22 protein-coding genes and 1 pseudogene are annotated in these 23,195 nt (G+C 63.4%); 18 read left to right on the plus strand and 5 right to left on the minus strand.

Translation table 11 applies throughout. The features are described from left to right. Nucleotides 1–59: 59 nt before the first annotated feature. From JYK05_RS14175 to JYK05_RS14195, 5 genes are all read right to left on the minus strand, one after another. Complete coding sequence (locus JYK05_RS14175) at nt 60–1,511, minus strand: bifunctional 2-methylcitrate dehydratase/aconitate hydratase (RefSeq protein ID WP_175940899.1); 1,452 nt, start codon at nt 1,509–1,511, stop codon at nt 60–62. Between the two features lie 31 nt (nt 1,512–1,542). Next, nucleotides 1,543–2,064 (minus strand): hypothetical protein, encoded by a 522-nt coding sequence (locus tag JYK05_RS14180; RefSeq protein ID WP_206469112.1) that lies wholly within the window; start codon nt 2,062–2,064, stop codon nt 1,543–1,545. Nucleotides 2,065–2,153: 89 nt separating this feature from the next. After that, nucleotides 2,154–3,326, minus strand: a complete 1,173-nt coding sequence (gene prpC, locus JYK05_RS14185; RefSeq protein WP_206469114.1) for a 2-methylcitrate synthase — start codon at nt 3,324–3,326, stop codon at nt 2,154–2,156. A gap of 110 nt (nt 3,327–3,436) precedes the next feature. Continuing rightward, complete coding sequence (locus tag JYK05_RS14190; protein WP_206469116.1) at nt 3,437–4,429, minus strand: CoA ester lyase; 993 nt, start codon at nt 4,427–4,429, stop codon at nt 3,437–3,439. Between the two features lie 163 nt (nt 4,430–4,592). Beyond that, a complete protein-coding gene (locus JYK05_RS14195; RefSeq protein WP_175940903.1) occupies nt 4,593–5,579 on the minus strand; it encodes a malate dehydrogenase in 987 nt (328 codons plus the stop codon). A gap of 589 nt (nt 5,580–6,168) precedes the next feature. Here JYK05_RS14195 and JYK05_RS14200 point away from each other — a divergent pair. The 18 genes and pseudogenes from JYK05_RS14200 to JYK05_RS14280 all read left to right on the plus strand — a co-directional run bounded on the left by JYK05_RS14200 (nt 6,169) and on the right by JYK05_RS14280 (nt 23,191). Further along, nucleotides 6,169–6,975: a GntR family transcriptional regulator gene (locus tag JYK05_RS14200; protein WP_175940905.1), complete on the plus strand. Its 807-nt coding sequence runs from the start codon at nt 6,169–6,171 to the stop codon at nt 6,973–6,975. A gap of 172 nt (nt 6,976–7,147) precedes the next feature. Beyond that, the gene (gene sdhC, locus JYK05_RS14205; RefSeq protein WP_159834264.1) at nt 7,148–7,558 is read left to right on the plus strand and encodes a succinate dehydrogenase, cytochrome b556 subunit; all 411 of its coding nucleotides are present in this window, start codon (nt 7,148–7,150) and stop codon (nt 7,556–7,558) included. Between the two features lies 1 nt (nt 7,559). Continuing rightward, a complete protein-coding gene (sdhD, locus tag JYK05_RS14210) occupies nt 7,560–7,928 on the plus strand; it encodes a succinate dehydrogenase, hydrophobic membrane anchor protein (protein ID WP_175940907.1) in 369 nt (122 codons plus the stop codon). 5 nt (nt 7,929–7,933) lie between these two features. Then, entirely contained in the window at nt 7,934–9,709 is a 1,776-nt protein-coding gene (gene sdhA, locus JYK05_RS14215; protein WP_206469118.1) for a succinate dehydrogenase flavoprotein subunit, read from the plus strand. Nucleotides 9,710–9,730: 21 nt separating this feature from the next. Next, nucleotides 9,731–10,432: a succinate dehydrogenase iron-sulfur subunit gene (locus JYK05_RS14220; RefSeq protein WP_175940909.1), complete on the plus strand. Its 702-nt coding sequence runs from the start codon at nt 9,731–9,733 to the stop codon at nt 10,430–10,432. 14 nt (nt 10,433–10,446) lie between these two features. Next, nucleotides 10,447–10,728 (plus strand): succinate dehydrogenase assembly factor 2, encoded by a 282-nt coding sequence (locus JYK05_RS14225; RefSeq protein ID WP_206469119.1) that lies wholly within the window; start codon nt 10,447–10,449, stop codon nt 10,726–10,728. A gap of 165 nt (nt 10,729–10,893) precedes the next feature. Beyond that, nucleotides 10,894–12,195: a citrate synthase gene (gene gltA, locus JYK05_RS14230; RefSeq protein WP_175940911.1), complete on the plus strand. Its 1,302-nt coding sequence runs from the start codon at nt 10,894–10,896 to the stop codon at nt 12,193–12,195. A 94-nt stretch (nt 12,196–12,289) separates the two neighbouring features. Next, nucleotides 12,290–12,474: pseudogene (locus JYK05_RS26325) on the plus strand (type II toxin-antitoxin system VapB family antitoxin). 272 nt (nt 12,475–12,746) lie between these two features. Further along, nucleotides 12,747–14,156, plus strand: a complete 1,410-nt coding sequence (gene leuC / locus JYK05_RS14235) for a 3-isopropylmalate dehydratase large subunit (RefSeq protein WP_175940912.1) — start codon at nt 12,747–12,749, stop codon at nt 14,154–14,156. A gap of 24 nt (nt 14,157–14,180) precedes the next feature. Continuing rightward, nucleotides 14,181–14,831, plus strand: coding sequence for a 3-isopropylmalate dehydratase small subunit (gene leuD, locus JYK05_RS14240; RefSeq protein WP_206469121.1), 651 nt, complete (start codon nt 14,181–14,183; stop codon nt 14,829–14,831). A gap of 30 nt (nt 14,832–14,861) precedes the next feature. Then, the gene (leuB, locus tag JYK05_RS14245; protein WP_175940914.1) at nt 14,862–15,929 is read left to right on the plus strand and encodes a 3-isopropylmalate dehydrogenase; all 1,068 of its coding nucleotides are present in this window, start codon (nt 14,862–14,864) and stop codon (nt 15,927–15,929) included. A 32-nt stretch (nt 15,930–15,961) separates the two neighbouring features. Then, nucleotides 15,962–16,222, plus strand: a complete 261-nt coding sequence (locus tag JYK05_RS14250; RefSeq protein WP_206469123.1) for a hypothetical protein — start codon at nt 15,962–15,964, stop codon at nt 16,220–16,222. Between the two features lie 81 nt (nt 16,223–16,303). Continuing rightward, nucleotides 16,304–17,425 carry an aspartate-semialdehyde dehydrogenase gene (asd, locus tag JYK05_RS14255; RefSeq protein ID WP_206469125.1) on the plus strand — a complete coding sequence of 374 codons (1,122 nt, stop codon included), beginning with the start codon at nt 16,304–16,306 and terminating at the stop codon, nt 17,423–17,425. 175 nt (nt 17,426–17,600) lie between these two features. Next, nucleotides 17,601–19,646 carry a FimV/HubP family polar landmark protein gene (locus tag JYK05_RS14260; protein WP_206469127.1) on the plus strand — a complete coding sequence of 682 codons (2,046 nt, stop codon included), beginning with the start codon at nt 17,601–17,603 and terminating at the stop codon, nt 19,644–19,646. Between the two features lies 1 nt (nt 19,647). Beyond that, nucleotides 19,648–20,451, plus strand: a complete 804-nt coding sequence (truA, locus tag JYK05_RS14265; RefSeq protein ID WP_206469129.1) for a tRNA pseudouridine(38-40) synthase TruA — start codon at nt 19,648–19,650, stop codon at nt 20,449–20,451. Beyond that, nucleotides 20,448–21,116 (plus strand): phosphoribosylanthranilate isomerase, encoded by a 669-nt coding sequence (locus tag JYK05_RS14270; RefSeq protein WP_206469131.1) that lies wholly within the window; start codon nt 20,448–20,450, stop codon nt 21,114–21,116. Before truA ends, JYK05_RS14270 begins: the two co-directional genes overlap by 4 nt. Before the next feature lie 46 nt (nt 21,117–21,162). After that, a complete protein-coding gene (gene trpB / locus JYK05_RS14275) occupies nt 21,163–22,356 on the plus strand; it encodes a tryptophan synthase subunit beta (RefSeq protein WP_206469133.1) in 1,194 nt (397 codons plus the stop codon). 7 nt (nt 22,357–22,363) lie between these two features. After that, nucleotides 22,364–23,191 carry a site-specific DNA-methyltransferase gene (locus JYK05_RS14280; RefSeq protein WP_206469135.1) on the plus strand — a complete coding sequence of 276 codons (828 nt, stop codon included), beginning with the start codon at nt 22,364–22,366 and terminating at the stop codon, nt 23,189–23,191. Nucleotides 23,192–23,195 lie beyond the last annotated feature (4 nt).

Consider the following 23,195-nt stretch of genomic DNA (forward strand, 5'->3'; position numbering starts at 1 on the left):
CTAGGGCTAAACGAGGAAATAGCTTCGATGCAACGTTTCTGTATGACCGAGTCGATCGACTAAATCACGTACAGATCGACGTATTCATTGACCGGCATTGCTTCCAGCTTTGCCTGGTCCAGCGATACCGCGAGGATCGCCTGCTGTTGCCTGGTTGGAAAGCGCCGCGCGAGGTTCGTCTTGAACTTCTCGACGAGCAGCGGAATACCGTCCGCGCGGCGGCGCTTGTGTCCGATCGGATAGTCGACCGCGATTTCATCGAGCTTCGTGCCGTCGTTGAACTCGACAGTCAGCGCATTCGCGATCGAACGCTTGTCCGGGTCGAAATAATCCTTCGTGAATTGCGGGTCTTCCACGCATTCCATTTTCGCGCGCAATGTGTCGATGCGCGGGTCTTTCGCGACGACGTCTTCGTAATCCGCAGCCGTCAGCCGGCCGAAAATCAGCGGCACGGCGATCATGTACTGAATGCAGTGATCGCGGTCAGCCGGATTATCGAGCGGGCCTTTCTTGTCGATGATGCGAATCGCCGCTTCGTGGGTCCGAATGGTGATCTTCGCGATGTCTTCGACGCCTTTGCCGACTTCCTTCAGCTTGTCGTGCAGCGTCATGGCCGCCTCCACCGCCGTTTGCGAATGGAATTCGGCCGGAAACGAAATCTTGAAGAGCACGTTCTCCATCACATACGAGCCATACGGACGCTGGAACTTGAACTCGTTGCCCTTGAAGAGGACATCGTAGAAGCCCCACGTCTTGGCGGTCAGCACGGACGGATAGCCCATTTCGCCGGTCTTCGCGATCAACGCGAGACGCACGGCGCGCGAAGTCGCGTCGCCCGCCGCCCACGACTTGCGCGAGCCGGTATTCGGCGCATGACGGTACGTGCGCAGCGAGTGCCCGTCCACGAAGGCGAGCGATACCGCGTTGATCAGTTCTTCGCGCGACAGGCCGATCATCTGCCCGACCACCGCCGTCGATGCGACCTTGACGAGCAGCACGTGATCGAGCCCGACCTTGTTGAACGAGTTTTCGAGCGCGATGCAGCCTTGAATCTCGTGCGCCTTGACCATCGCGATCAGGACGTCTTTCATCGTGAGCGGCTGCTTGCCGGTCGCGACGGCGTTGCGCGAAAGCCAGTCCGCGGTGGCGAGAATGCCGCCGAGGTTGTCCGACGGATGGCCCCATTCCGCGGCGAGCCATGTGTCGTTGAAGTCGAGCCAGCGGATCATCGCGCCGATGTTGAACGCGGCCTGAACCGGATCGAGCTGGAATTGGGTGCCCGGCACCTTCGCGCCGTTGGGGACGATCGTGCCGGGCACGATCGGTCCCATCAGCTTGGTGCAGGCGGGGTACGAGAGGGCTTCGAGTCCGCAACCGAGTGTGTCGATCAGGCAATTGCGCGCGGTTTCCAGCGCAAGGGCGCTGTCGACGTCGTAATCGAGAACGTAGTCGACTATGTCGACGAGTACCTTGTCCGGTTCGGGCCGGACATTGGAGATCGGTGCGGACATCGAGGATTCCTGTATTGAATACTGATGTGGCTTATTCCGCCGGCTTGAGCAGCAGCGGGTTCTGCTTCAGCGCTTCCGCCTGCGTGGGCGCCGTCGCGCCGGCTGCCATCTCGGCTGTCATGCACTCGTCGGCAAGACGCGACGAGTCCTTGTCCGAGAACAGCATCGCCTTCGTCGGAATGACGACCAGGTCCATGCCTGTTGCGGCGTCGTGGAAGCGGTCTGCGCCGGTCGTCGTGTCCTGACGCGGCAGCTTGTAGTCCTTCTTGGCCCAGTTCACCGTGACGATCGCGTCACGCTTCATGTCGCCTTTCAGGTAGAAAGCCGAGCCGTCCTTGCAGGACCACTTCACTGCGCCGTCGGGGATCGGGTCCGTCTTCGCTGCCGCAGCCGCTTCGGCCTTGGGCTTGCGCTTGATCAGGCGGCGTGCCGGAGCGGGGCGTTTGGCCTTGGCCGCGCTCGATTCGGTTGTCGCGGCGAAGGCGTCGGCACTCACGAACACGCTCGGCGTGGCGAGCGTGCCGACGATTGCAGCGATCAGAAGTTTATTCATCGGTGAAACCTTTCAGAAACATTTGGGTTGAGTGGCGGTTGCTGCGCGGATGGAAATCGCGGAATCACGAATTCTGATCGCGCAGCCCGCTATTTTCGCTTATTTATCGGGACGAACTTCAAATTCTCCGGTCCCGTGTAATTCGCGCTCGGCCGGATGATCTTATTGTCGATGCGCTGCTCGATGATGTGCGCGCTCCATCCCGACGTACGCGAGATGACGAAGAGCGGCGTGAACATCGCGGTCGGCACGCCCATCATGTGATACGACACCGCGCTGAACCAGTCGAGATTCGGGAACATCTTCTTCGCGTCCCACATGACCGTTTCCAGGCGTTCCGCGATATCGAAGAGCTTGGTGTTGCCCGCTTCTTTCGACAGCGACTTGGCCACTTCCTTGATGACCTTGTTGCGCGGATCGGAGATCGTATAAACCGGATGCCCGAAGCCGATCACGACTTCCTTGTTCTCGACGCGACGCTTGATGTCGGCTTCCGCCTCGTCGGGCGTCTCGTAGCGCGATTGGATCTCGAATGCGACTTCGTTCGCGCCGCCGTGCTTCGGACCGCGCAGCGCGCCAATTGCGCCGGTAATCGCCGAATACATGTCGGAGCCCGTGCCCGCGATCACGCGGCTCGTGAACGTGGACGCGTTGAACTCGTGTTCGGCGTACAGATTGAGCGAGACATGCATCGCCTGCACCCACGACTGCGACGGCTCCACGCCATGCAGCAGATGCAGAAAGTGGCCGCCGATGGAGTCGTCATCGGTTTCCACTTCGATGCGCTGGCCGTTGTGCGAGTAGTGATACCAGTAGAGCAACATCGAGCCGAGCGAGGCCATCAGCTTGTCGGCGATATCTCTCGCGCCCGCGATGTTGTGATCTTCCTTCTCCGGCAAAATCGTGCCGAGCACGGAGACGCCAGTACGCATCACGTCCATCGGATGCGCGGAGGCGGGAATCCATTCGAGCGCAGCCTTCAGGTTCGCAGGCAAGCCGCGCAGCGCTTTCAGCTTCGTCTTGTACGCCTTCAGTTCGGCGACGTTCGGCAGCTTGCCATGCACGAGCAGATACGCGATCTCTTCGAACTCGGACGTGGTCGCCACATCGAGAATGTCGTAGCCGCGATAGTGCAGATCGTTGCCGGTCTTGCCGACGGTGCACAAAGCGGTATTACCCGCTGTCACGCCCGACAGCGCGACGGATTTCTTCGGCTTGAAACCACCGGCTGCGGCTGCGTCGCTCGATACGGTGTCGCTCATTGCTTCAAGTCTCCTGTGAACGCCCGTCCCGCGGCGTCGTCTCTTTCGCTTGAAACGCGCGCCGGGCTTGCGCTCGCGCCGCGTGACCAAAGGCTCGTGTCAGCTTGCATCTAGTTCGCGCCGAAAAGCGGCGCGCACTCGTCGGGCAGCGCGTGTCCCGTCGACTTCGCCCGGCGCAGCACCGACCAGTAATAGCGATAACTCGCGCGGTCGTGCAGCGTGTCGCCGTGGCGCGTCGGTCCCCATTGCGCGCGCTGTGCCGCGAGCAGAATCTCGGCGGCCAGCGTGATTTCGTCGGAGCGCGGCGAGAAAGCCTCGACAATCGGGCGAATCTGTTCCGGATGAATGCTCCACATGCGCGTGTAGCCGAACTCGTTGCGGGCGCGCGCGGCATCGTTCGCGACGACCGTCATGTCCCGCACTTCCGTCGACACGTTATGCGACGGCACCTTGCCATGCGCGTGACATGCGGCCGCAATCTCCAGCTTCGCGCGTCGCACGAGCGGATGATCGAACTGACCGGGCGAGCGCATCGCGGAATCCGGAATCGCGCCGTTGTGCGCGGACACGAAGTCCATCAGTCCGAAGCTCAGCGACTCGACGCCGGGCAGCGCGGCCAGCCCGAAGACATCCGCGAGCGCGCCATGCGTTTCGACCAGCACATGACAGGCGATGGCCTTCGCGATGCCCAACTCGCGCCGCGTGGCCTCGATGAATGCGACCATTTCGGCGGCATCGGAGACGCTGCGGATCTTCGGCAGCATCACGTAGGCCGGCGCCTGCTTCCCCTGACGCAGGATGATGCGCACGTCGTCGCGCCATGCGCGATGCTGGAAGTCGTGGATGCGCACGCCGACGCGCCCGAAGCGATCGTCCTCGCCGCCGACGAACGACGCCACCATCTCCGCATGTTCGGCCTCGCGACCGACCTGCGCGCCGTCCTCGCAATCGAGCGTGATGTCGAACACCGGGCCGAGCTGCGCCTGCAACGCGAGCGACTTCCTGATCAGCTTCTCGCTGCCCGCGTAGTGATCGCAGGGCGGCAGAACTGCGGGTTGCGGCTCGCCGTCAAACAGCACGTCGGCGGGGGAGAGAGCGGGCATTGTCGGCGTCGGGTCCGAGGAAATGTGAATTCGATGCTGCTCGTATGTCTGATTCGGCCGCGCTCGCAGTGGTACGCGAGGTACGCAAGCGCGACCGGATCAGGCGCGAACCGCAAAGTCCGCGCTGAAGGGAAGCGCGTGCGCTTCCCATGTGCCGCCGTGCTTACTTGCCCAGCAGATGCGCAACGCCGTCGCGCTCTTCGAGCAGTTCGTTCAGCGTGTTGTCCATCTTCTCGCGCGAGAAAGCGTCGATTTCCAGGCCTTCCACGCGCTTGTACTCGCCGTTTTCGCACGTGACGGGCACGCCGTAGATGATGTCTTCCGGAATGCCGTACGAGCCGTCCGACGGAATGCCCATGGTGACCCACTTGCCGTTGGTGCCGAGCACCCAGTCGCGCACATGGTCGATCGCCGCGTTAGCCGCCGATGCCGCCGACGACAGGCCGCGAGCCTCGATGATCGCCGCGCCGCGCTTGCCGACGGTCGGGATGAACGTGTTGCGGTTCCATTCATCGTCGTTGATGAGCTTCGTCAGGTTCTCGCCTTCGGCCGTCGCGAAGCGGAAGTCCGGGTACATGGTCGGCGAGTGGTTGCCCCACACGGCAAGCTTCTCGATGGACGCCACCGGCTTGCCCGACTTGGCCGCCAGTTGCGACAGCGCGCGGTTGTGGTCCAGACGCAGCATGGCGGTGAAGTTCTTCTTCGGCAGGTCCGGCGCCGACTTCATCGCGATATAGGCGTTCGTGTTCGCCGGGTTGCCGACGACCAGCACCTTCACGTCGCGGCTCGCGACTTCGTTCAGCGCCTTGCCCTGAACCGTGAAGATTTCGGCGTTGGCCGAGAGCAAATCCTTGCGCTCCATGCCCTTCGAACGCGGACGCGCGCCGACCAGCAGCGCGATGTCGGCGTCCTTGAACGCGACCTTGGGATCGTCCGTGACGACGACGCCCGCGAGCAGCGGGAACGCGCAGTCTTCCAGTTCCATCACGACGCCCTTCACGGCGGCTTGCGCTTGCGGCAGATCGAGCAGCTGAAGAATCACGGGCTGGTCTTTGCCGAGCAGATCGCCGTTGGCGATGCGAAACAGCAGCGAGTAGCCGATTTGACCTGCGGCGCCGGTGACGGCAACGCGCTTTGCGGACTTAGCCATTGAAACTCTCCTGGACGGTACGTGGAACGCTAGGGAAAAACGCCATTTTATGCGCGTTACGCAAAGCGTTGATGATGTCATGCCGGACATGCCGCCCGCGGATTGCTGAGAGCCTTCCGCCACGCGGGCCGCGCGCCGCATGGCTGCGCTTTCCCGCATGGCTGCGTGGCGGCATGACCGTCATGCCATGAATCCTTCTATGAGCGGAAAGTGCGGGACTGCGCGAGGAGGCGCATTTTCGCTAGAGTCTGACGGCAAGCGCCCATTCGAGACGGCGCTGGACGTTGCGAGGCGGTAGACAGGCAGCGGCGCGCGAATCGTGTGGCCGATCGGCGTAAGGCGAAGCGAAAGGGCGTGCCTGGCGGTTGGTGGCGTGGACCCGGCGCGCGCCCGACACTGGCAATTCGGCGAAAACCGCCGAAAAAACCACGCCGAACGAACGTTTCCGAAAACCGTGCGACGACCCGCAAACCCTTGCTCGACAAGGAGTGTAGGATTGCCCGCAGGCAAAGTCAACACTATCTTATGTCTTATATAAGACATAGAACTCGCGCGAAAATGTGGACGCGCGACGGGCCTTTGTGTTGAAATGCGCGGCATGAATTCGAACGCGCCAAACTCGGCGGGCACGCCCCCACAGAACGGCAGCGCACAGGCGGGCGAGCCCGCGGGCGCGCCGTCGCCGACGTTTAGCCCGCTGTATCAGCAAATCAAGGCGCTCATCACGCAGGGCCTCGAATCCGGCGAATGGAAGCCGGGCGAGATCATTCCGAGCGAGGTCGAGCTCGCGGCCCGCTACAAGGTGAGCCAGGGCACCGTGCGCAAGGCGATCGACGAACTTGCCGCGGACAACCTTCTGGTGCGCCGCCAGGGCAAAGGCACGTTCGTTGCGACGCACAGCGAAGATCGCGTGCAATTCCGCTTCCTGCGCCTTCTGCCCGACGATGGCGACATTCATCCCCATGTCAGCCGCCTGCTCGAATGCCGACGCCTGCGCGCGCCCGCCGAAATTGCGCGCCAGCTCGATCTCAAGCCCGCCGATCCCGTCGTTCTTATCAAGCGTCTGTTGCAATTCGATGGCGTCACCACGGTCTTCGACGAAATCTGGTTGCCGGGCGCCGTGTTTCGCGGGCTGACGGCGGAACGCCTCGCCGACTACAAGGGCCCGCTCTACGCGATGTTCGAAACGGAGTTCGGCACGCGCATGATTCGCGCGTCGGAGAAGATTCGGGCGGTCGCGGCGGAAGAGCCGGTCGCGCAATTGCTGGATGTGCAGCCGGGCTATCCGCTGTTGTCGGTCGAACGTATTTCGTACACCTACGGCGATCGTCCGGTGGAAGTGCGGCGCGGCTGGTACGTGACGAGCGGCTATTACTATCAGAACGACTTGAGTTGAGCGCGCGGGCTTGGGTCGAGTGGTCCGCCTGGTTGGAAGCGGCCTGGCAAGGGCATCCGAGGGCGCTATTTTCGCGTGGGCGGCAACAGTCTCTTGGGCCGCTTTTCGCTGCGTTGCGGAATGAAAAGGCGCTAAAATCGCGGGTTAGTGTAATAACAAGTTGGGGTCTAGCATGGCTGAAGCCGTAAAAAAACCAAGGCCCGAGTACCGGAACATCGGGCTTGGACAGATCGCGAAGTATCGCTTGCCGTGGGCGGGCAAGGTGTCCATCCTGCATCGCATCAGCGGTCTGTTGCTCTTCATCGCGCTGCCCTTTCTGCTGTATCTGCTCGACCAGAGCCTCACGTCCGAGATCAGCTTCGAGGCGTTCAAGGGCTTTCTCGCGCACCCCATCGTCAAGATCATCACGCTCGTGCTGTCGTGGGCGTATCTGCATCACTTCTGCGCGGGTATCCGCTTTCTCGTGCTTGACATGCACGTCGCCGTCAACAAGGAAGGCGGACGGCAGACCGCCATCGCGGTGCTGGTCGTGTCGCTCGTGCTGACGCTTGCCGTCGCGCTGAAACTTTTCGGAGCCTTCTAACATGGGAACGCAAAACCGGGTCGGCCCGAAGCGCCTCGTCGTGGGCGCGCATTACGGCACAGGCGAATGGCTCGCGCAACGCGTGACGGCCGTCGCCGTGGCGGTGTACACGCTCTTGCTGCTCGTGCTCTTTTTCGGCGCACATAACTTCTCCTATGAAGGCTGGGCCGGCATCTTCGCGATGCAGTGGATGAAGCTCGCCACCTTCGTCGCCTTGCTCTCGCTCTTCTATCACGCGTGGGTCGGCATGCGCGACATCTGGATGGATTACGTGAAGCCCGTCGGATTGCGCCTGGGCCTGCTGGTGCTCACCGTCCTGTGGCTCATCGGATGCGCCGGCTACGCTGCACAGATTCTCTGGAGAGTTTAAAGAACATGGCTGCAATCAAGACTTCCTTGCCGCGTCGTCGTTTCGACGTGGTGATCGTGGGCGCGGGCGGGTCGGGCATGCGCGCGTCGCTGCAGCTCGCGCGCGCGGGCCTGTCCGTCGCGGTGCTCTCCAAAGTGTTCCCGACGCGCTCGCATACGGTGGCCGCGCAAGGCGGCATCGGCGCATCGCTCGGCAACATGAGCGAAGACAACTGGCACTACCACTTCTACGACACGATCAAGGGCTCCGACTGGCTCGGCGACCAGGACGCGATCGAGTTCATGTGCCGCGAGGCGCCGAACGCCGTGTACGAGCTCGAACACATGGGCATGCCGTTCGACCGCAATCCGGACGGCACCATCTATCAACGCCCGTTCGGCGGCCACACCGCGAACTACGGCGAGAAACCCGTGCAACGCGCGTGCGCCGCTGCTGACCGCACGGGTCACGCGTTGCTGCACACGCTGTATCAGCAGAACGTCGCGGCCAAGACGCACTTCTTCGTCGAGTGGATGGCGCTGGACTTGATCCGCGACGCCGACGGCGACGTGCTCGGCGTGACCGCGCTCGAAATGGAAACGGGCGACGTCTACATCCTCGAAGGCAAGACGACGCTGTTCGCCACGGGCGGCGCGGGTCGCATCTTCGCGGCATCGACCAATGCGTTCATCAACACGGGCGATGGCCTCGGCATGGCCGCTCGCTCGGGCATCGCGCTGCAGGACATGGAGTTCTGGCAGTTCCACCCGACGGGCGTCGCGGGCGCGGGCGTGCTGATCACCGAAGGCGTGCGCGGCGAAGGCGGCATTTTGCGTAACGCGAACGGCGACCGCTTCATGGAACGCTACGCGCCGACGCTGAAAGACCTCGCGCCGCGCGACTTCGTCTCGCGCTCGATGGACCAGGAGATCAAGGAAGGACGCGGCGTCGGTCCGAACAAGGATCACGTGCTGCTGGACCTGTCGCACATCGGCGCCGAGACGATCATGAAGCGTCTGCCGTCGATCCGCGAGATCGCGCTCAAGTTCGCCAACGTGGACTGCATCAAAGAGCCGATTCCCGTGGTGCCGACCATCCACTATCAGATGGGCGGGATTCCGACGAACATGCACGGTCAGGTCGTCGGCACGGCCAAGGGCTACGACGATCCGGTCAACGGCTTCTATGCAGTGGGCGAATGCTCGTGCGTGTCGGTGCACGGCGCGAACCGTCTGGGCACGAACTCGCTGCTCGACCTCGTCGTGTTCGGCCGCGCGGCGGGCAATCACATCATCAAGCACGCGACCGAGATGAAGGAGCACAAGCCGCTGCCGGCCGACGCCGCCGACTTCGCGCTCGAACGCCTCGCGGTGCTGGAGAAGTCGACCTCGGGCGAATACACGCAGCACATCGCCAACGACATCCGCGCGACGATGCAGTCGCACGCGGGCGTCTTCCGAACCTCGAAGCTCCTGGAAGAGGGCGTCGGCAAGATCGCGGAGTTGGCCGAGCGCGTGAAGCACGTGCATCTGAAGGACAAGTCGAAGGTGTTCAACACCGCGAAGGTCGAGGCGCTGGAGCTGGCGAATCTGATCGAAGTGGCGCGCGCGACGATGGTCTCGGCCGAGGCGCGCAAGGAAAGCCGCGGCGCGCATGCGCATAGCGACTACGAACATCGCGATGACGAGAACTGGATGCGTCATACGCTGTGGTTCAGCGAAGGCAATCGCCTCGACTACAAGCCGGTGCAGATGAAGCCGCTGACGGTCGAATCGGTGCCGCCGAAGGCGCGTACCTTCTAAGGCAAGGGCAAGGATATCCAAATGGCAAAGAGAATTTTCGAGGTCTACCGGTACGATCCGGACAAGGACGCCGCGCCGCGCATGCAGCGCTACGAGCTCGACCTGACGCATGAACGCATGCTGCTGGATGCGCTGGTGAAGCTGAAGGAGCTCGATGAAACGCTGTCGTTCCGTCGTTCGTGCCGCGAGGGCGTGTGCGGATCGGACGCGATGAACATCAACGGCAAGAACGGGCTCGCGTGCCTCACGAACCTGAACGACTTGCCGCAGCGCATCGTGCTGCGTCCGCTGCCGGGGCTGCCGGTGGTGCGCGATCTGATCTGCGATTTCACGCAGTTCTTCAACCAGTATCACTCGATCAAGCCGTACCTGATCAACGACACGCCGCCGCCGGAGAAGGAGCGTTTGCAGTCGCCGGTGGAGCGGGATGAACTCGATGGGCTGTACGAGTGCATTCTGTGCGCGAGCTGCTCGACGTCGTGCCCGAGCTTCTGGTGGAATCCGGACAAGTTCGTGGGTCCGGCGGGTTTGCTGCAGGCGTATCGCTTTATCGCCGATAGCCGCGATCAGGCCACTGGCGAGCGGCTCGATAATCTGGAAGACCCGTATCGCCTGTTCCGCTGCCATACCATCATGAACTGCGTCGATGTGTGCCCGAAGGGACTCAACCCGACGAAGGCCATCGGCAAGATCAGGGAAATGCTGGTGCGGCGGGCGGTTTGACAAAGGACGATGACATGGTCGACAAGCAAGACGACTCGCATCAGTCCGACCCTCTTCGCCGTGCGCGTCTTCGCTGGCGCGCGCGGCGCGGCTTGCTGGAAAACGATCTGATCTTCGAGCGTTTTTTCAGCCGATATGAGCATGACCTCAGCGACGCCGACGTGGCCGCTTTGACGCGCCTGCTGGAGCTGAGCGACAACGAACTGATGGACCTGCTGCTCGCGCGCACCGAACCGGAAGGCGATCTCGCCACGCCGGACGTGCTGCGCCTGCTGCAGTGGCTGCGTTCGGTGTGATTTCGGCAAAGATCCCGGGCGTTCTGCACAATACGCGTACGAACCGGGCCGAAGTCACGCGACGACCAGCCTAAAGCACTCGCGGCTACTCAAAAGCGTTGCCGCGCAGCTTCCGTCGTGCAAATTATCGAAAACCTGTATCCATACTTCGATTGAGGATGTGCTATGACCCCGTCAGATGTTAAAGCCACGCTATCGTTCAGCGACAACTCGCCGAGCGTCGAAATGCCGATCTACAAGGGCACGATGGGCCCGGACGTGATCGACATCCGCAAGTTGTACGGGCAGACCGGCAAGTTCACGTACGACCCGGGCTTCATGTCGACGGCGGCGTGTAATTCGGCGATCACGTATATCGACGGCGACAAGGGCGAGCTGCTGTATCGCGGCTACCCGATCGAGCAACTGGCCGTGAACGCCGACTTCCTCGAAACCTGCTATCTGCTGCTGAAGGGCGAATTGCCGAACGCGGCGCAGAACAAGGAATTCGTCGACACGGTGACGCGTCACACGATGGTGCATGAGCAGATGCACTTCTTCTTCCGCGGCTTCCGTCGCGACGCGCACCCGATGGCCGTGCTGACTGCGGCAGTTGGCGCGCTGTCGGCGTTCTATCACGATTCGCTGAACATCAACGACCCGCGTCACCGCGAAGTCTCCGCGATTCGCATGATCGCGAAGCTGCCGACGCTCGTCGCGATGGCGTACAAGTTCAGCATCGGCCAGCCGTTCGTGTATCCGAAGAACGATCTGTCGTACAGCGCGAACTTCATGCACATGATGTTCTCGAACCCGTGCGAAGAGTACAAGGTCAATGACGTGCTGGTGCGCGCGCTCGACCGCATCCTGATTCTGCACGCGGATCACGAGCAGAACGCGTCGACGTCCACCGTGCGTCTCGCGGGCTCGTCGGGCGCGAATCCGTTCGCGTGTATCGCGGCCGGTATCGCGTGTCTGTGGGGCCCGGCGCACGGCGGCGCGAACGAAGCCGCGCTGAACATGCTGGAAGAGATCGGCTCCGTCGAGAACATTCCCGAATTCATCAAGCAGGTGAAGGACAAGAATTCGGGCGTGAAGCTGATGGGCTTCGGCCACCGCGTCTACAAGAACTACGATCCGCGCGCCAAGCTGATGCGCGAAACCTGCCACGAAGTGCTGAACGAGCTCGGCCTGCACGACGATCCGCTCTTCAAGCTCGCGATGGAACTGGAAAAGATCGCGCTGGAAGACGAATACTTCGTGTCGCGCAAGCTGTACCCGAACGTCGATTTCTACTCGGGCATCGTGCAGCGCGCGCTGGGCATTCCGACGTCGATGTTCACCTGCATCTTCGCGATGGCGCGTACCGTCGGCTGGATCGCGCAGTGGAACGAGATGATCGCCGATCCCGAGCAGAAGATTGGCCGTCCGCGTCAGTTGTTTATTGGTCAGACGCCGCGTGAGGCAAAGCCGCTGGATCAGCGTTAAGCCGATCTCACGGTTCAAGTAGGTTTGAAGGCCCCGGCGGGCGACTGCCGGGGCCTTTTGCGTTGTGAATGACAGAATCGACGGGGAGACTGATATGCGAACGACTGTCGCGATTGATCGTGACTTACTGGCTAGAGCGCAGGCTTACACTAGTCTGACGGACGAATCCGCGGTGTGTACGAAGCGCTGAAGGCGCTCGTGCAGCGCGAGGCAGCGCGGCGGCTTGCGAGCCTCGGCGGCATTCAGCCGGACGTTAAAGGCGCTCGCCGTCGTCGGTAGGAAGGGCGTAAAGATCTGGACGCGCGATAAGCGCTTGCACAAAGTCGCGGAAGAGCTCGGCGTCAATGCAGTGCTCCAACATTGATGGCACAGGAGCGGAAGGCTGGTAGTGCCCATCCAGGTACTGATACCACTACCATAACCCCATGTTTTCAATAGCTTTTTTGCCTTAGCCTATTACCCAAGCGGCGCGCGAAGGTGGCATAATCGTCCAACAAGCTGCCGACGAAGCGAAGCAGCGTCACCCCGCAGTCATCTGAGAAGCGCTCACCATGTCCCAGACTCTCTACGACAAGTTGTGGAACTCGCACGTCATCCACACGGAAGAGGACGGCACCTCGATCCTCTATATCGACCGTCATCTGCTGCATGAAGTGACGAGCCCGCAAGCCTTCGAAGGGCTCAAGCTGCATCAGCGTCCCGTCTGGCGCATCAGCGCGAATCTGGCCGTGTCCGATCACAACGTACCGACCACCGACCGCTCGCAAGGCATCGCCGATCCGGTGTCGAAGCTGCAAGTCGACACGCTCGACGCCAATTGCGACGAGTTCGGCATCACGCAGTTCAAGATGAACGACCTGCGGCAGGGCATCGTGCACATCATCGGGCCGGAGCAGGGCGCGACGCTGCCGGGCATGACCATCGTCTGCGGCGACTCGCACACGTCCACGCACGGCGCGTTCGGCGCGCTCGCGCACGGTATCGGCACGTCGGAAGTCGAGCACGTGCTCGCTACGCAAACGCTCCTGCAAAAGAAGAGCAAGAACATGCTCGTCAAGGTGGAAGGTCCGCTGCCGCGCGGTTGCACGGGTAAGGACATCGCGCTCGCGGTCATCGGCAAGATCGGCACGGCGGGCGGCACGGGCTACGCCATCGAGTTCGGCGGCTCCACCATTCGCGCGCTCAGCATGGAAGGCCGCATGACCGTCTGCAACATGGCGATCGAAGCGGGCGCGCGCGCGGGCATGGTCGCCGTCGACGATACGACCATCAACTATCTGAAGGATCGTCCGTATTCGCCGCAGGGCGTCGAGTGGAATCAGGCGGTCGAATACTGGCGCACGCTCAAGTCGGACCCGGACGCGCACTTCGATCGCGTGGTGGAGATCAATGCCGCCGAGATCGTGCCGCAAGTGACGTGGGGCACGTCGCCGGAAATGGTGACGTCCATCGACGGTCGCGTGCCCGATCCCGAGCGCGAGAAGGACCCGGTCAAGCGCGATGCCATGGAGCGCGCGCTGCATTACATGGCGCTGCAGCCGAATACGCCGATCGAATCGATCAAGCCGGACAAGATCTTCATCGGCTCGTGCACGAACGCGCGCATCGAAGACCTGCGCGCCGCCGCGTACGTGGTGAAGTCGCTCGGCAAGCGCGTGGCGTCGAACATCCGCACGGCCATGGTCGTGCCTGGCTCGGGTCTCGTGAAGGCGCAGGCCGAGCGCGAAGGGCTCGACAAGATCTTCACCAACGCCGGTTTCGAGTGGCGCGAGCCGGGCTGCTCCATGTGCCTCGCGATGAACGCGGACCGTTTGGAGCCGGGCGAACGCTGCGCATCGACGTCGAACCGCAACTTCGAAGGGCGTCAGGGCGCGGGCGGCCGCACGCACCTCGTCAGCCCGGCGATGGCCGCCGCGGCGGCCATCGAAGGTCACTTCGTCGACGTGCGCAAGCTCGCGTAACCCAACGGGACACAGAGACAGATCATGGAAAAATTCACCGTGCATAGCGGCCTCGTGGCGCCCCTGGACCGCGAGAACGTCGATACCGACGCAATCATCCCGAAGCAGTTCCTGAAGTCGATCAAGCGCACCGGTTTCGGCCCGAACGCGTTCGACGAATGGCGTTATCTGGACGTCGGCCAGCCTGGCCAGGACAACAGCAAGCGTCCGCTGAATCCGGACTTCGTGCTGAACCAGCCGCGCTATCAGGGCGCGTCGATTCTGCTCACGCGCAAGAACTTCGGCTGCGGCAGTTCGCGCGAGCATGCGCCGTGGGCGCTGGAACAGTACGGTTTCCGCGCGATCATCGCGCCGAGCTTCGCGGACATTTTCTATAACAACTGCTTCAAGAACGGCTTGCTGCCGGTCGTGCTGTCGGAGCAACAGGTCGACAGGCTCTTCAACGAGACGTACGCGTTCGTCGGCTTCAAGCTGACCATCGACCTCGAAGCGCAAGTCGTGCGCACCGGCGACGGCACCGAGTACGCGTTCGACGTGCCCGGCTTTCGCAAGTATTGCCTGCTGAACGGTTTCGACGACATCGGTCTCACGCTGCGCCACGCGGACAAGATCAAGCAGTTCGAAGCCGAGCGGCTCGCGAAGCAGCCGTGGCTGAACAATCGGCTCGTCGGATAAACGAAACACGCACACGTAGAAGGAAGCGACATGAAGATTGCAGTGCTCCCCGGCGACGGGATCGGTCCGGAAATCACGGCCGAAGCGGTCAAGGTGCTGAACGCGCTCGGCGAAAAGTTCGAGCTGGAGGAAGCGCCCGTCGGCGGCGCGGGTTACGAAGCGAAGGGGCATCCGCTGCCCGACGAGACGCTCGCCCTCGCGAAAGAGGCCGACGCGATTCTCTTCGGCGCGGTCGGCGACTGGAAGTACGACTCGCTCGAGCGCGCGCTGCGCCCGGAGCAAGCCATTCTCGGCCTGCGCAAGCATCTGCAGCTCTTCGCGAACTTCCGCCCGGCGATCTGCTATCCGCAACTGACGGCCGCGTCGTCGCTGAAGGCGGAAATCGTGTCGGGGCTCGACATCCTGATCGTGCGCGAACTAAATGGCGACATCTACTTCGGCCAGCCGCGCGGCGTGCGGCAAGCGCCGGACGGCCCGTTCGAAGGCGCGCGCGAAGGTTTCGACACCATGCGCTATTCGGAGCCGGAAGTGCGCCGTATCGCGCACGTCGCGTTTCAGGCCGCGCAAAAGCGCCAGAAAAAGCTGACGAGCGTCGACAAGGCCAACGTGCTGGAAACGTCGCAACTTTGGCGCGACACGATGATCGACGTCGCGAAGGAATACGCGGACGTCGAGCTGTCGCACATGTATGTGGACAACGCGGCGATGCAGCTCGTCAAGGCGCCGAAGGCATTCGACGTGGTCGTGACCGGCAACATGTTCGGCGACATTCTGTCCGACGAAGCCGCGATGCTGACCGGCTCTATCGGTATGTTGCCGTCGGCGTCGCTCGACAAGAACAACAAGGGTCTGTACGAGCCGTCGCACGGTTCCGCGCCGGATATCGCGGGCAAGGGCGTGGCCAATCCTCTCGCGACCATCCTGTCGGCCGCGATGATGCTGCGCTATTCGCTCGGCAAGACGGAGCAGGCGGATCGCATCGAGAACGCGGTAAAGAAGGTGCTCGAACAGGGCTACCGCACCGGCGATATCGCGACGCAGGACGGCAGGACCGTCGGCACGAAGGAAATGGGCGACGCGGTGCTGGCAGCGCTGTAATGTCCGTCTCGGGATGACCCGAGTCGGTACAGTTGACACGCAATTCGCGGCGATTTCACCGGAAAGACGGTACTTCCGACGAAAACGCCGCGTTTCGTGTATATTCTTTGGTCATGGCGAAGAACTCTCAATTCTCTACGGATTGCATCGGCCGCGGCATCGACGCTCGCGCGACCGGCTTCGCCATCGTCACGCGCATCGACGGCATCGCCAGCATTGGCGCTATCGGCACTATCGGCACGTCGAAAACGCGCATTACGAAACTCTCCATCAAAGCGATCACGATTCGCTGATCGTCCCTCGTGTCCGAGCGTCTTCCCCGCGCGGCCACGCCGGGTAAGGATGCGGGGAAGCCTCAACAAATAAGGTTAGTCATGAACGTAGGTCTCGTGGGTTGGCGCGGCATGGTCGGCAGCGTGCTGATGCAGCGCATGCAGCAGGAAGGCGATTTCGACCTGATCGAACCGGTGTTTTTCAGCACCAGCAATGCGGGCGGCAACGCGCCGTCGTTCGCCAAAAACGAGACGAAGCTCAAAGACGCGACGAGCATCGACGACCTGAAGAAGTGCGACGCCATCATCACCTGCCAGGGCGGCGACTACACGAACGACGTGTATCCGAAGCTGCGCGCGGCGGGCTGGAAGGGCTACTGGATCGACGCGGCCTCGGCACTGCGCATGAAGGACGACGCGGTCATCATTCTCGATCCGGTGAACCTCGACGTCATCAAGGATTCGCTCGTCAAGGGCGGCCGCGATTTCATCGGCGGCAACTGCACCGTCAGCCTGATGCTGATGGCGTTGGGCGGCCTCTTCCGCGAAAACCTCGTCGACTGGATGACGGCCATGACGTACCAGGCCGCATCGGGCGCGGGCGCGCAGAACATGCGCGAACTGCTGTCGCAAATGGGCGCGCTGAACGCGTCGGTGGCGGACGATCTCGCGAATCCGTCGTCGGCCATTCTGGATATCGACCGCAAGGTGCTCGCCACCATGAACAGCGACGCCATGCCGACCGACCATTTCGGCGTGCCGCTCGCCGGCTCGCTGATTCCGTGGATCGACAAGGATCTCGGCAACGGCATGTCGAAGGAAGAGTGGAAGGGCGGCGCGGAAACCAACAAGATTCTCGGCAAGCCGGCAATGGGCCAGCCGGGTTCCATTCCGGTCGATGGCCTCTGCGTGCGTATCGGCGCGATGCGCTGCCATTCGCAGGCGCTGACCATCAAGCTGAACAAGGACGTGCCGCTCGACGAAATCAACGGCATTCTGGCTTCGGCGAACGACTGGGTGAAGGTCGTGCCGAACGAGCGCGAAGCCTCGATGCGCGATCTGTCGCCGGCAGTCGTCACCGGCACGCTGACCGTGCCGGTCGGCCGTCTGCGCAAGCTCGCCATGGGCGGCGAATACCTGTCGGCGTTCACCGTCGGCGACCAGCTGCTGTGGGGCGCCGCGGAGCCGTTGCGCCGCATGCTTCGCATTCTGTTGGACAAGTAAAGTAAACTACGCGCCTGAGAGCGCGGACCTCGTCCAGGAAGCGTCGCGTTATCGCGGCGCTTTTTGTTTATGGAGCCGCATTTTTGGGACTGCGAGCGAATCGACCGGTCGTACGATTGGGGCGCGCATCAGTCTTGCTGTTCGTATCAACCTTCGCCGTACTTCTGGAGCTTCAATGATTCGACGACCCCGCCGGTCCTTCATCCCGTCATCGCGTGCGGCGCTTGCCGCGGCCAGCGCCGTTCTGTGCGCGGCGCTCTGGACGAACTCCGGCGCGGCGTTCGCGCAGGCGAGCGGCGCGACAGCCGATGCCGCCGCGCCCGGCAATGCGCCCGCGCAGCGGTACGCCGTGAAGCCGGGGCAGTCGCTGAGTGATATCGCGGGCGAGCTCACGGGTTCGAAAGAGCGGGCCGTCAAGGAGAAGATGGCGCGTGCGCTGTTCGACGCGAATCCGAACGCGTTCGCGGGCCACGACATCAATCGGCTGAAGCTGGGCGCGGTGTTGAACGTTCCGGCTATGGATGCCAGCGCGGCCTCTGAAGGCGCCGCAGCGCCGGCGCCAGCGCCGCAGGCAGTTCAGCCGAGCGCGCCGTCGGCGAATTCGGCGAGTGCAGCGCAGTCGTCGTCGCTGGCGGTCGAAACCGCGCCGGTTCAGCCGGCGGCGTCCGCCCCCAAACCGGCCGCGAGCGAGCAGGCCACGCCGGGCACGGCTTCGGCGGCATCGCAAGCCGCGCCCGAGGCCGCGCCTGCCGTCGCGCCCGTCGCGAGCGCGCCTGCGGCCGACGCCGCGCCGCAAGCCCACGGCGGCATCGATCCGAAGGTGATCGCGCTCGTTCTCGCGGTCATCGCCGTGCTGCTGTTTCTCGTGCTCCGCCGCAATAAGCGCCGCGCTCAGGCCGAAGCCGAAGCCCGCCAGCAGCCGCCCGCGCCGGTTCCCGCCGCAACGCCGCAGCGTGCTGAATCGGCAGCCGATCTGGAAGGTACCGCCGTCGAGCGCGATCAATCCGAACTGAACGCCGTGGCTGCGAGCCTGGAAAGTTACGAAGCGGCGCAGTCTTTCGCGACGCCGTCGGCGGATGACGCGCCCGAGTCCGCCAGAACGCCCGAAGCGCGCGCGGACCAGCCGAATCGCACAGAGCCTGCCGAGCCGTTCATTCCGACGCCGCCGGCCGCGGCTCACGCTGCCTTCGTTCCGCCGCTTGCGCATGCGGGCACGGCCGACGCCCAAACGCATGAGGCCCAGGAGGCTCACGTGCGGGAAATCGCCGCCCGCGAGGCCGCAGCGCACGAAGCCGAAAAGTGGGAAACCGAAGAACGGGAAGCCGCCGCGCGACAGGCCGCCGCTCGAGAAGCGGAGGAGCGCGAAGCCGCAGCGCGGGAAGCCGCAGCGCGCGAAGCACTGGAACGCGAGCTTGCCGGGCGCGACGAGGCGTCTCGCGAAGCGGCCGAGCAGGAAGCGCAGGCGCATCAGGCTCGCGAGGCAGCGGCGCGCGAGATCATCGCTCGCGAAGCCGAGTTGCGCGAAGCGCAGGCGGTTGCCGCGCGGCAGCAAGCAGCGGAGCAGCGCGCGGCGCAACAACGCGCCGTCGAGGAGCAAGCCGCGCGCGACGCGGAGAAGCATCCTGCGGGCGTCGAGGACGACGAACCGGCATCCGCTGACCGCTTCCCGATGCCCAAGTTTCCGACCGAAGCCGTCCAGGCGCTGGACTCGCTCGACATGAGCCTGCCGCCTCGCATGGAGCTGACGCTGGCTCCGCCTTCCGATGACCACGCTCCGCGCCACGACGCGCCGGCGCACCGGTCGGTCGGGGACGAGCCTTTCGTTCCGCAGCCGATTGCCGAGACGAACCCCGCGCACGAGGCGCAGGCATTCGCGCTGCCATCGGTTGCCGACGAGGATCAGTCGTCCGCCGCCGCGCGTATCGAAGCGGGAACGGCCGGCGCGCCGTCGGTCGCAGGGCTGGGCGCGACGCAGTTCGGCCCGTTGAGTCTCGACTTCAATCTTGATCTGCCATCGAGCCACACCGAACCGCTGCCCGCGCTGACCGCCGCGCAACTGGCGACCATCGCGCGCAATAAGCTGGAATTGGCGGTCGAATACATCGAATTGGGCGATCTTTCGGGCGCGCGCACGCTGTTGCAGGAAGTGATCGCATCGAACGATCAGGCGACGCGCCAGCAAGCGGCCGGCTTGCTCTCGACGCTCGCGCCGCACTCCTGATATGCGCATAGCGTTAGGCGTTCAGTACGACGGGGCCGCGTTTTGCGGCTGGCAATCGCAGCCGCATGGCAATACGGTGCAGAATGAACTGGAGCGCGCGCTCGCGGAATTCACGCAGACGCCGGTTCAGACGGTCGTCGCCGGACGAACGGACACGGGCGTCCACGGCCTCGGGCAAGTGGTGCACTTCGACACCGAACTGGACCGCACCGACTTCTCGTGGGTGCGCGGGACGAACGCGTTTCTGCCGAGTTCGGTCGCCGTTCAGTGGGCGAAGGCGATGCCCGACGACTTTCACGCCCGTTTCGCGGCCTTCGAGCGCACGTACTTTTACGTTCTGTACGTCAATCCGGTGCGTTCACCCATGCTGGCGAAACGCGCGGGCTGGGTGCACACGCCGCTCGACGTCGCCGCGATGCGCGATTCCGCCGCGTGCCTCATCGGCGAGCACGATTTCTCGTCCTTCCGTGCGGCCGATTGCCAGTCGAAGACGCCGGTCAAGCATCTCTATCGGATCGACGTGCGCGAACAGGGAGATTTCGTCCACTTTCGTTTTCGGGCGAATGCGTTCCTGCATCACATGGTGCGCAATTTGATGGGCTGCTTCGTCGCGATCGGGCGCGGACGCTATCCCGCGTCGTGGATGGCCGACGTGCTCGCAGCGCGCGACCGTCGCGCCGCCGCGCCGACCTTCATGCCCGACGGGCTTTATCTCGCGGAAGTCGGATACCCCGAGCATTTCGCGGTTCCGCCACCGCATATTGCAAGCATGCCGTGGAGCGCCGTTTGGGCCGACCAGCCATGACAACTCAAGATTTGCACCGGACCAGAATCAAGCTGTGCGGGCTCTCGACAGAGGAGCACGTTAAGCACGCCGTCGCGCTAGGCGCGGACGCCGTGGGTTTCGTCTTTTATCCGCCGAGTCCGCGCTCGCTGACCGTGTCTCAGGCGGTGGAACTGTGCCGCTACGTGCCGCCGCTCGTGGCGGCGGTTGGTCTGTTCGTCAACGCGACGCCCGAAAGGGTTCGCGAGGTGACGTCGAACGTGCCGCTCTCGCTGCTGCAATTTCACGGCGACGAAACGCCCGAGCAGTGTGCAGAACTGGCCGCGATTGCGGGTTTGCCCTGGTGGCGCGCAGTGCGTGTAGGGCCTGATGCGGCCGCAAGCGATTTGGTAGAATCGTCGCTTAACTATGCGGCTGCAGGCGGTATTTTGCTCGACGCACTCGTCGAGGGCTTCGGCGGCGGTGGGAAGGTATTCGATTGGTCACTTATTCCAACAGATCTCGGGCATCGGGCCGTTTTGAGTGGTGGGTTGAACGCGCAAAACGTCAGTGACGCCATCCGGCGCGTGCGCCCGTTCGCGGTCGATGTCTCGAGCGGCATCGAAGTGCCGGGCGCAAAGGGCGTGAAAGATTCCGCCCGAATGACCGCGTTCGTGCGCGCAGTGCGCGAAGCGGACGCCGGTTGATTCCGTCTGCGAGCCAACCAAGGCTCGCCACCGAGAGAGTGACGCAATGTACAACTTGCCTGACGAAAGAGGCCACTTCGGCCAATATGGCGGCGTGTTCGTCTCCGAAACGCTGATTCACGCGCTGGACGAACTGCGCCGCGCCTACGACGCAGCCCGCCAGGACCCTGCATTCCAGGCCGAATACGACTACGAACTGAAGCACTACGTCGGCCGTCCTTCCCCGATCTATCACGCGAAACGCTGGAGCGACATGCTCGGCGGCGCGCAGCTTTATCTGAAGCGCGAAGACCTGAATCACACGGGCGCGCACAAGGTCAACAACGTGATCGGGCAGGCGCTGCTCGCCCGCAAGATGGGCAAGCCGCGCGTGATCGCCGAGACCGGCGCAGGACAGCACGGCGTGGCGACGGCGACCATCGCGGCGCGCTTCGGCATGGAGTGCGTGGTCTACATGGGCGCGGAGGACGTGAAGCGGCAGGCGGCGAACGTCTATCGCATGAAACTGCTGGGCGCGACCGTCGTGCCCGTGGAATCCGGCTCGCGTACGCTGAAGGACGCGCTCAACGAAGCCATGCGCGACTGGGTGACGAACGTGGAAAACACGTTCTATATCATCGGCACCGTGGCCGGTCCGCATCCCTACCCGATGATGGTGCGCGACTTCCAGCGCGTGATCGGCGACGAATGCCGCGTGCAGATGCCCGAAATGGCGGGCCGCCAGCCGGATGCCGTGATCGCGTGCGTCGGCGGCGGATCGAATGCGATGGGAATCTTTTATCCGTACATCGAAGATGAAGCCGTACGTTTGATCGGCGTGGAGGCGGCCGGCGACGGTATCGACACCGGTCGGCACGCGGCGTCGCTGATGGGCGGAAGCCCCGGCGTGCTGCACGGCAACCGCACCTATCTCTTGCAGGACGACAACGGCCAGATCATCGAGACGCATTCGGTGTCGGCAGGGCTCGACTATCCGGGCGTCGGTCCGGAGCACGCGTGGCTCAAGGACGTCGGCCGCGCAGAGTACGTCGGCATCACGGACGACGAGGCGCTGAAGGCGTTCCACGACTGCTGCCGCATCGAGGGCATCATTCCGGCGCTGGAGTCGAGTCACGCGCTGGCGTACGGGGCGAAGCTCGCGAAGACGTTGCCGCGCGACAAGGTGCTGCTCGTCAACCTGTCGGGCCGCGGCGACAAGGACATGCACACGGTCGCCGAGCGATCGGGCATCCAGTTCTAAGCCGCAGATGCGCACCGTTATCGACGAACCGATGTCCGCCGGCGCGCTGCAAGGCGCCGGCATCGACATTCGGAACCGCGATTTTCTCGCCGATGCCGCCTCCATTCCCGATGCGTCGATCGATCTGATCGTCGCCGACCCGCCGTACGGGCTCGGCAAGGACTACGGGAACGATTCGGACATGCTGTCCGGCGAGGCCTTTCTTGCGTGGACGTATCGCTGGCTGGATATCGCGATACCCAAGCTCAAGAAAAGCGGGTCGATGTACATCTTCTGCACCTGGCAGTATTCGCCGGAACTGTTCGTGTTTCTGAAGCGCCGGATGACGATGGTCAACGAGATCGTCTGGGACCGGCGCGTGCCGAGCATGGGCGGAACCACGCGCAAATACACGTCGGTGCACGACAACATCGGCTATTTCGCGGTATCGAAGGACTACTACTTCGATCTCGATCCGGTGCGCATTCCCTACGACGCAGCGACGAAGAAGGCGCGCTCGCGCAAGATTTTCGAGGGCAGCAAGTGGCTCGAAATGGGCTACAACCCGAAGGACGTCTGGTCCGTGTCGCGGCTGCACCGGCAGCACGCGGAGCGGGTCGATCATCCGACGCAAAAGCCGCTGGAAATCGTCGAGCGCATGGTGCTGGCGAGTTGTCCGCCGGGCGGCCGCGTGCTCGATCCGTTCATGGGCAGCGGCACGACCGCTGTCGCGTGCGCGCGCCACGGCCGGCTGTTCACGGGCTTCGAGATCAACGCGGATTACTGCGCCATCGCGGAAAACCGCCTGGCGAAGGTGGATGCGCCGCTGACCGCCGAAACCGAGACCGCCGAATAACGCG

Origin of the sequence: Caballeronia sp. M1242, assembly GCF_017220215.1 — a bacterium.
GTDB lineage: Bacteria > Pseudomonadota > Gammaproteobacteria > Burkholderiales > Burkholderiaceae > Caballeronia.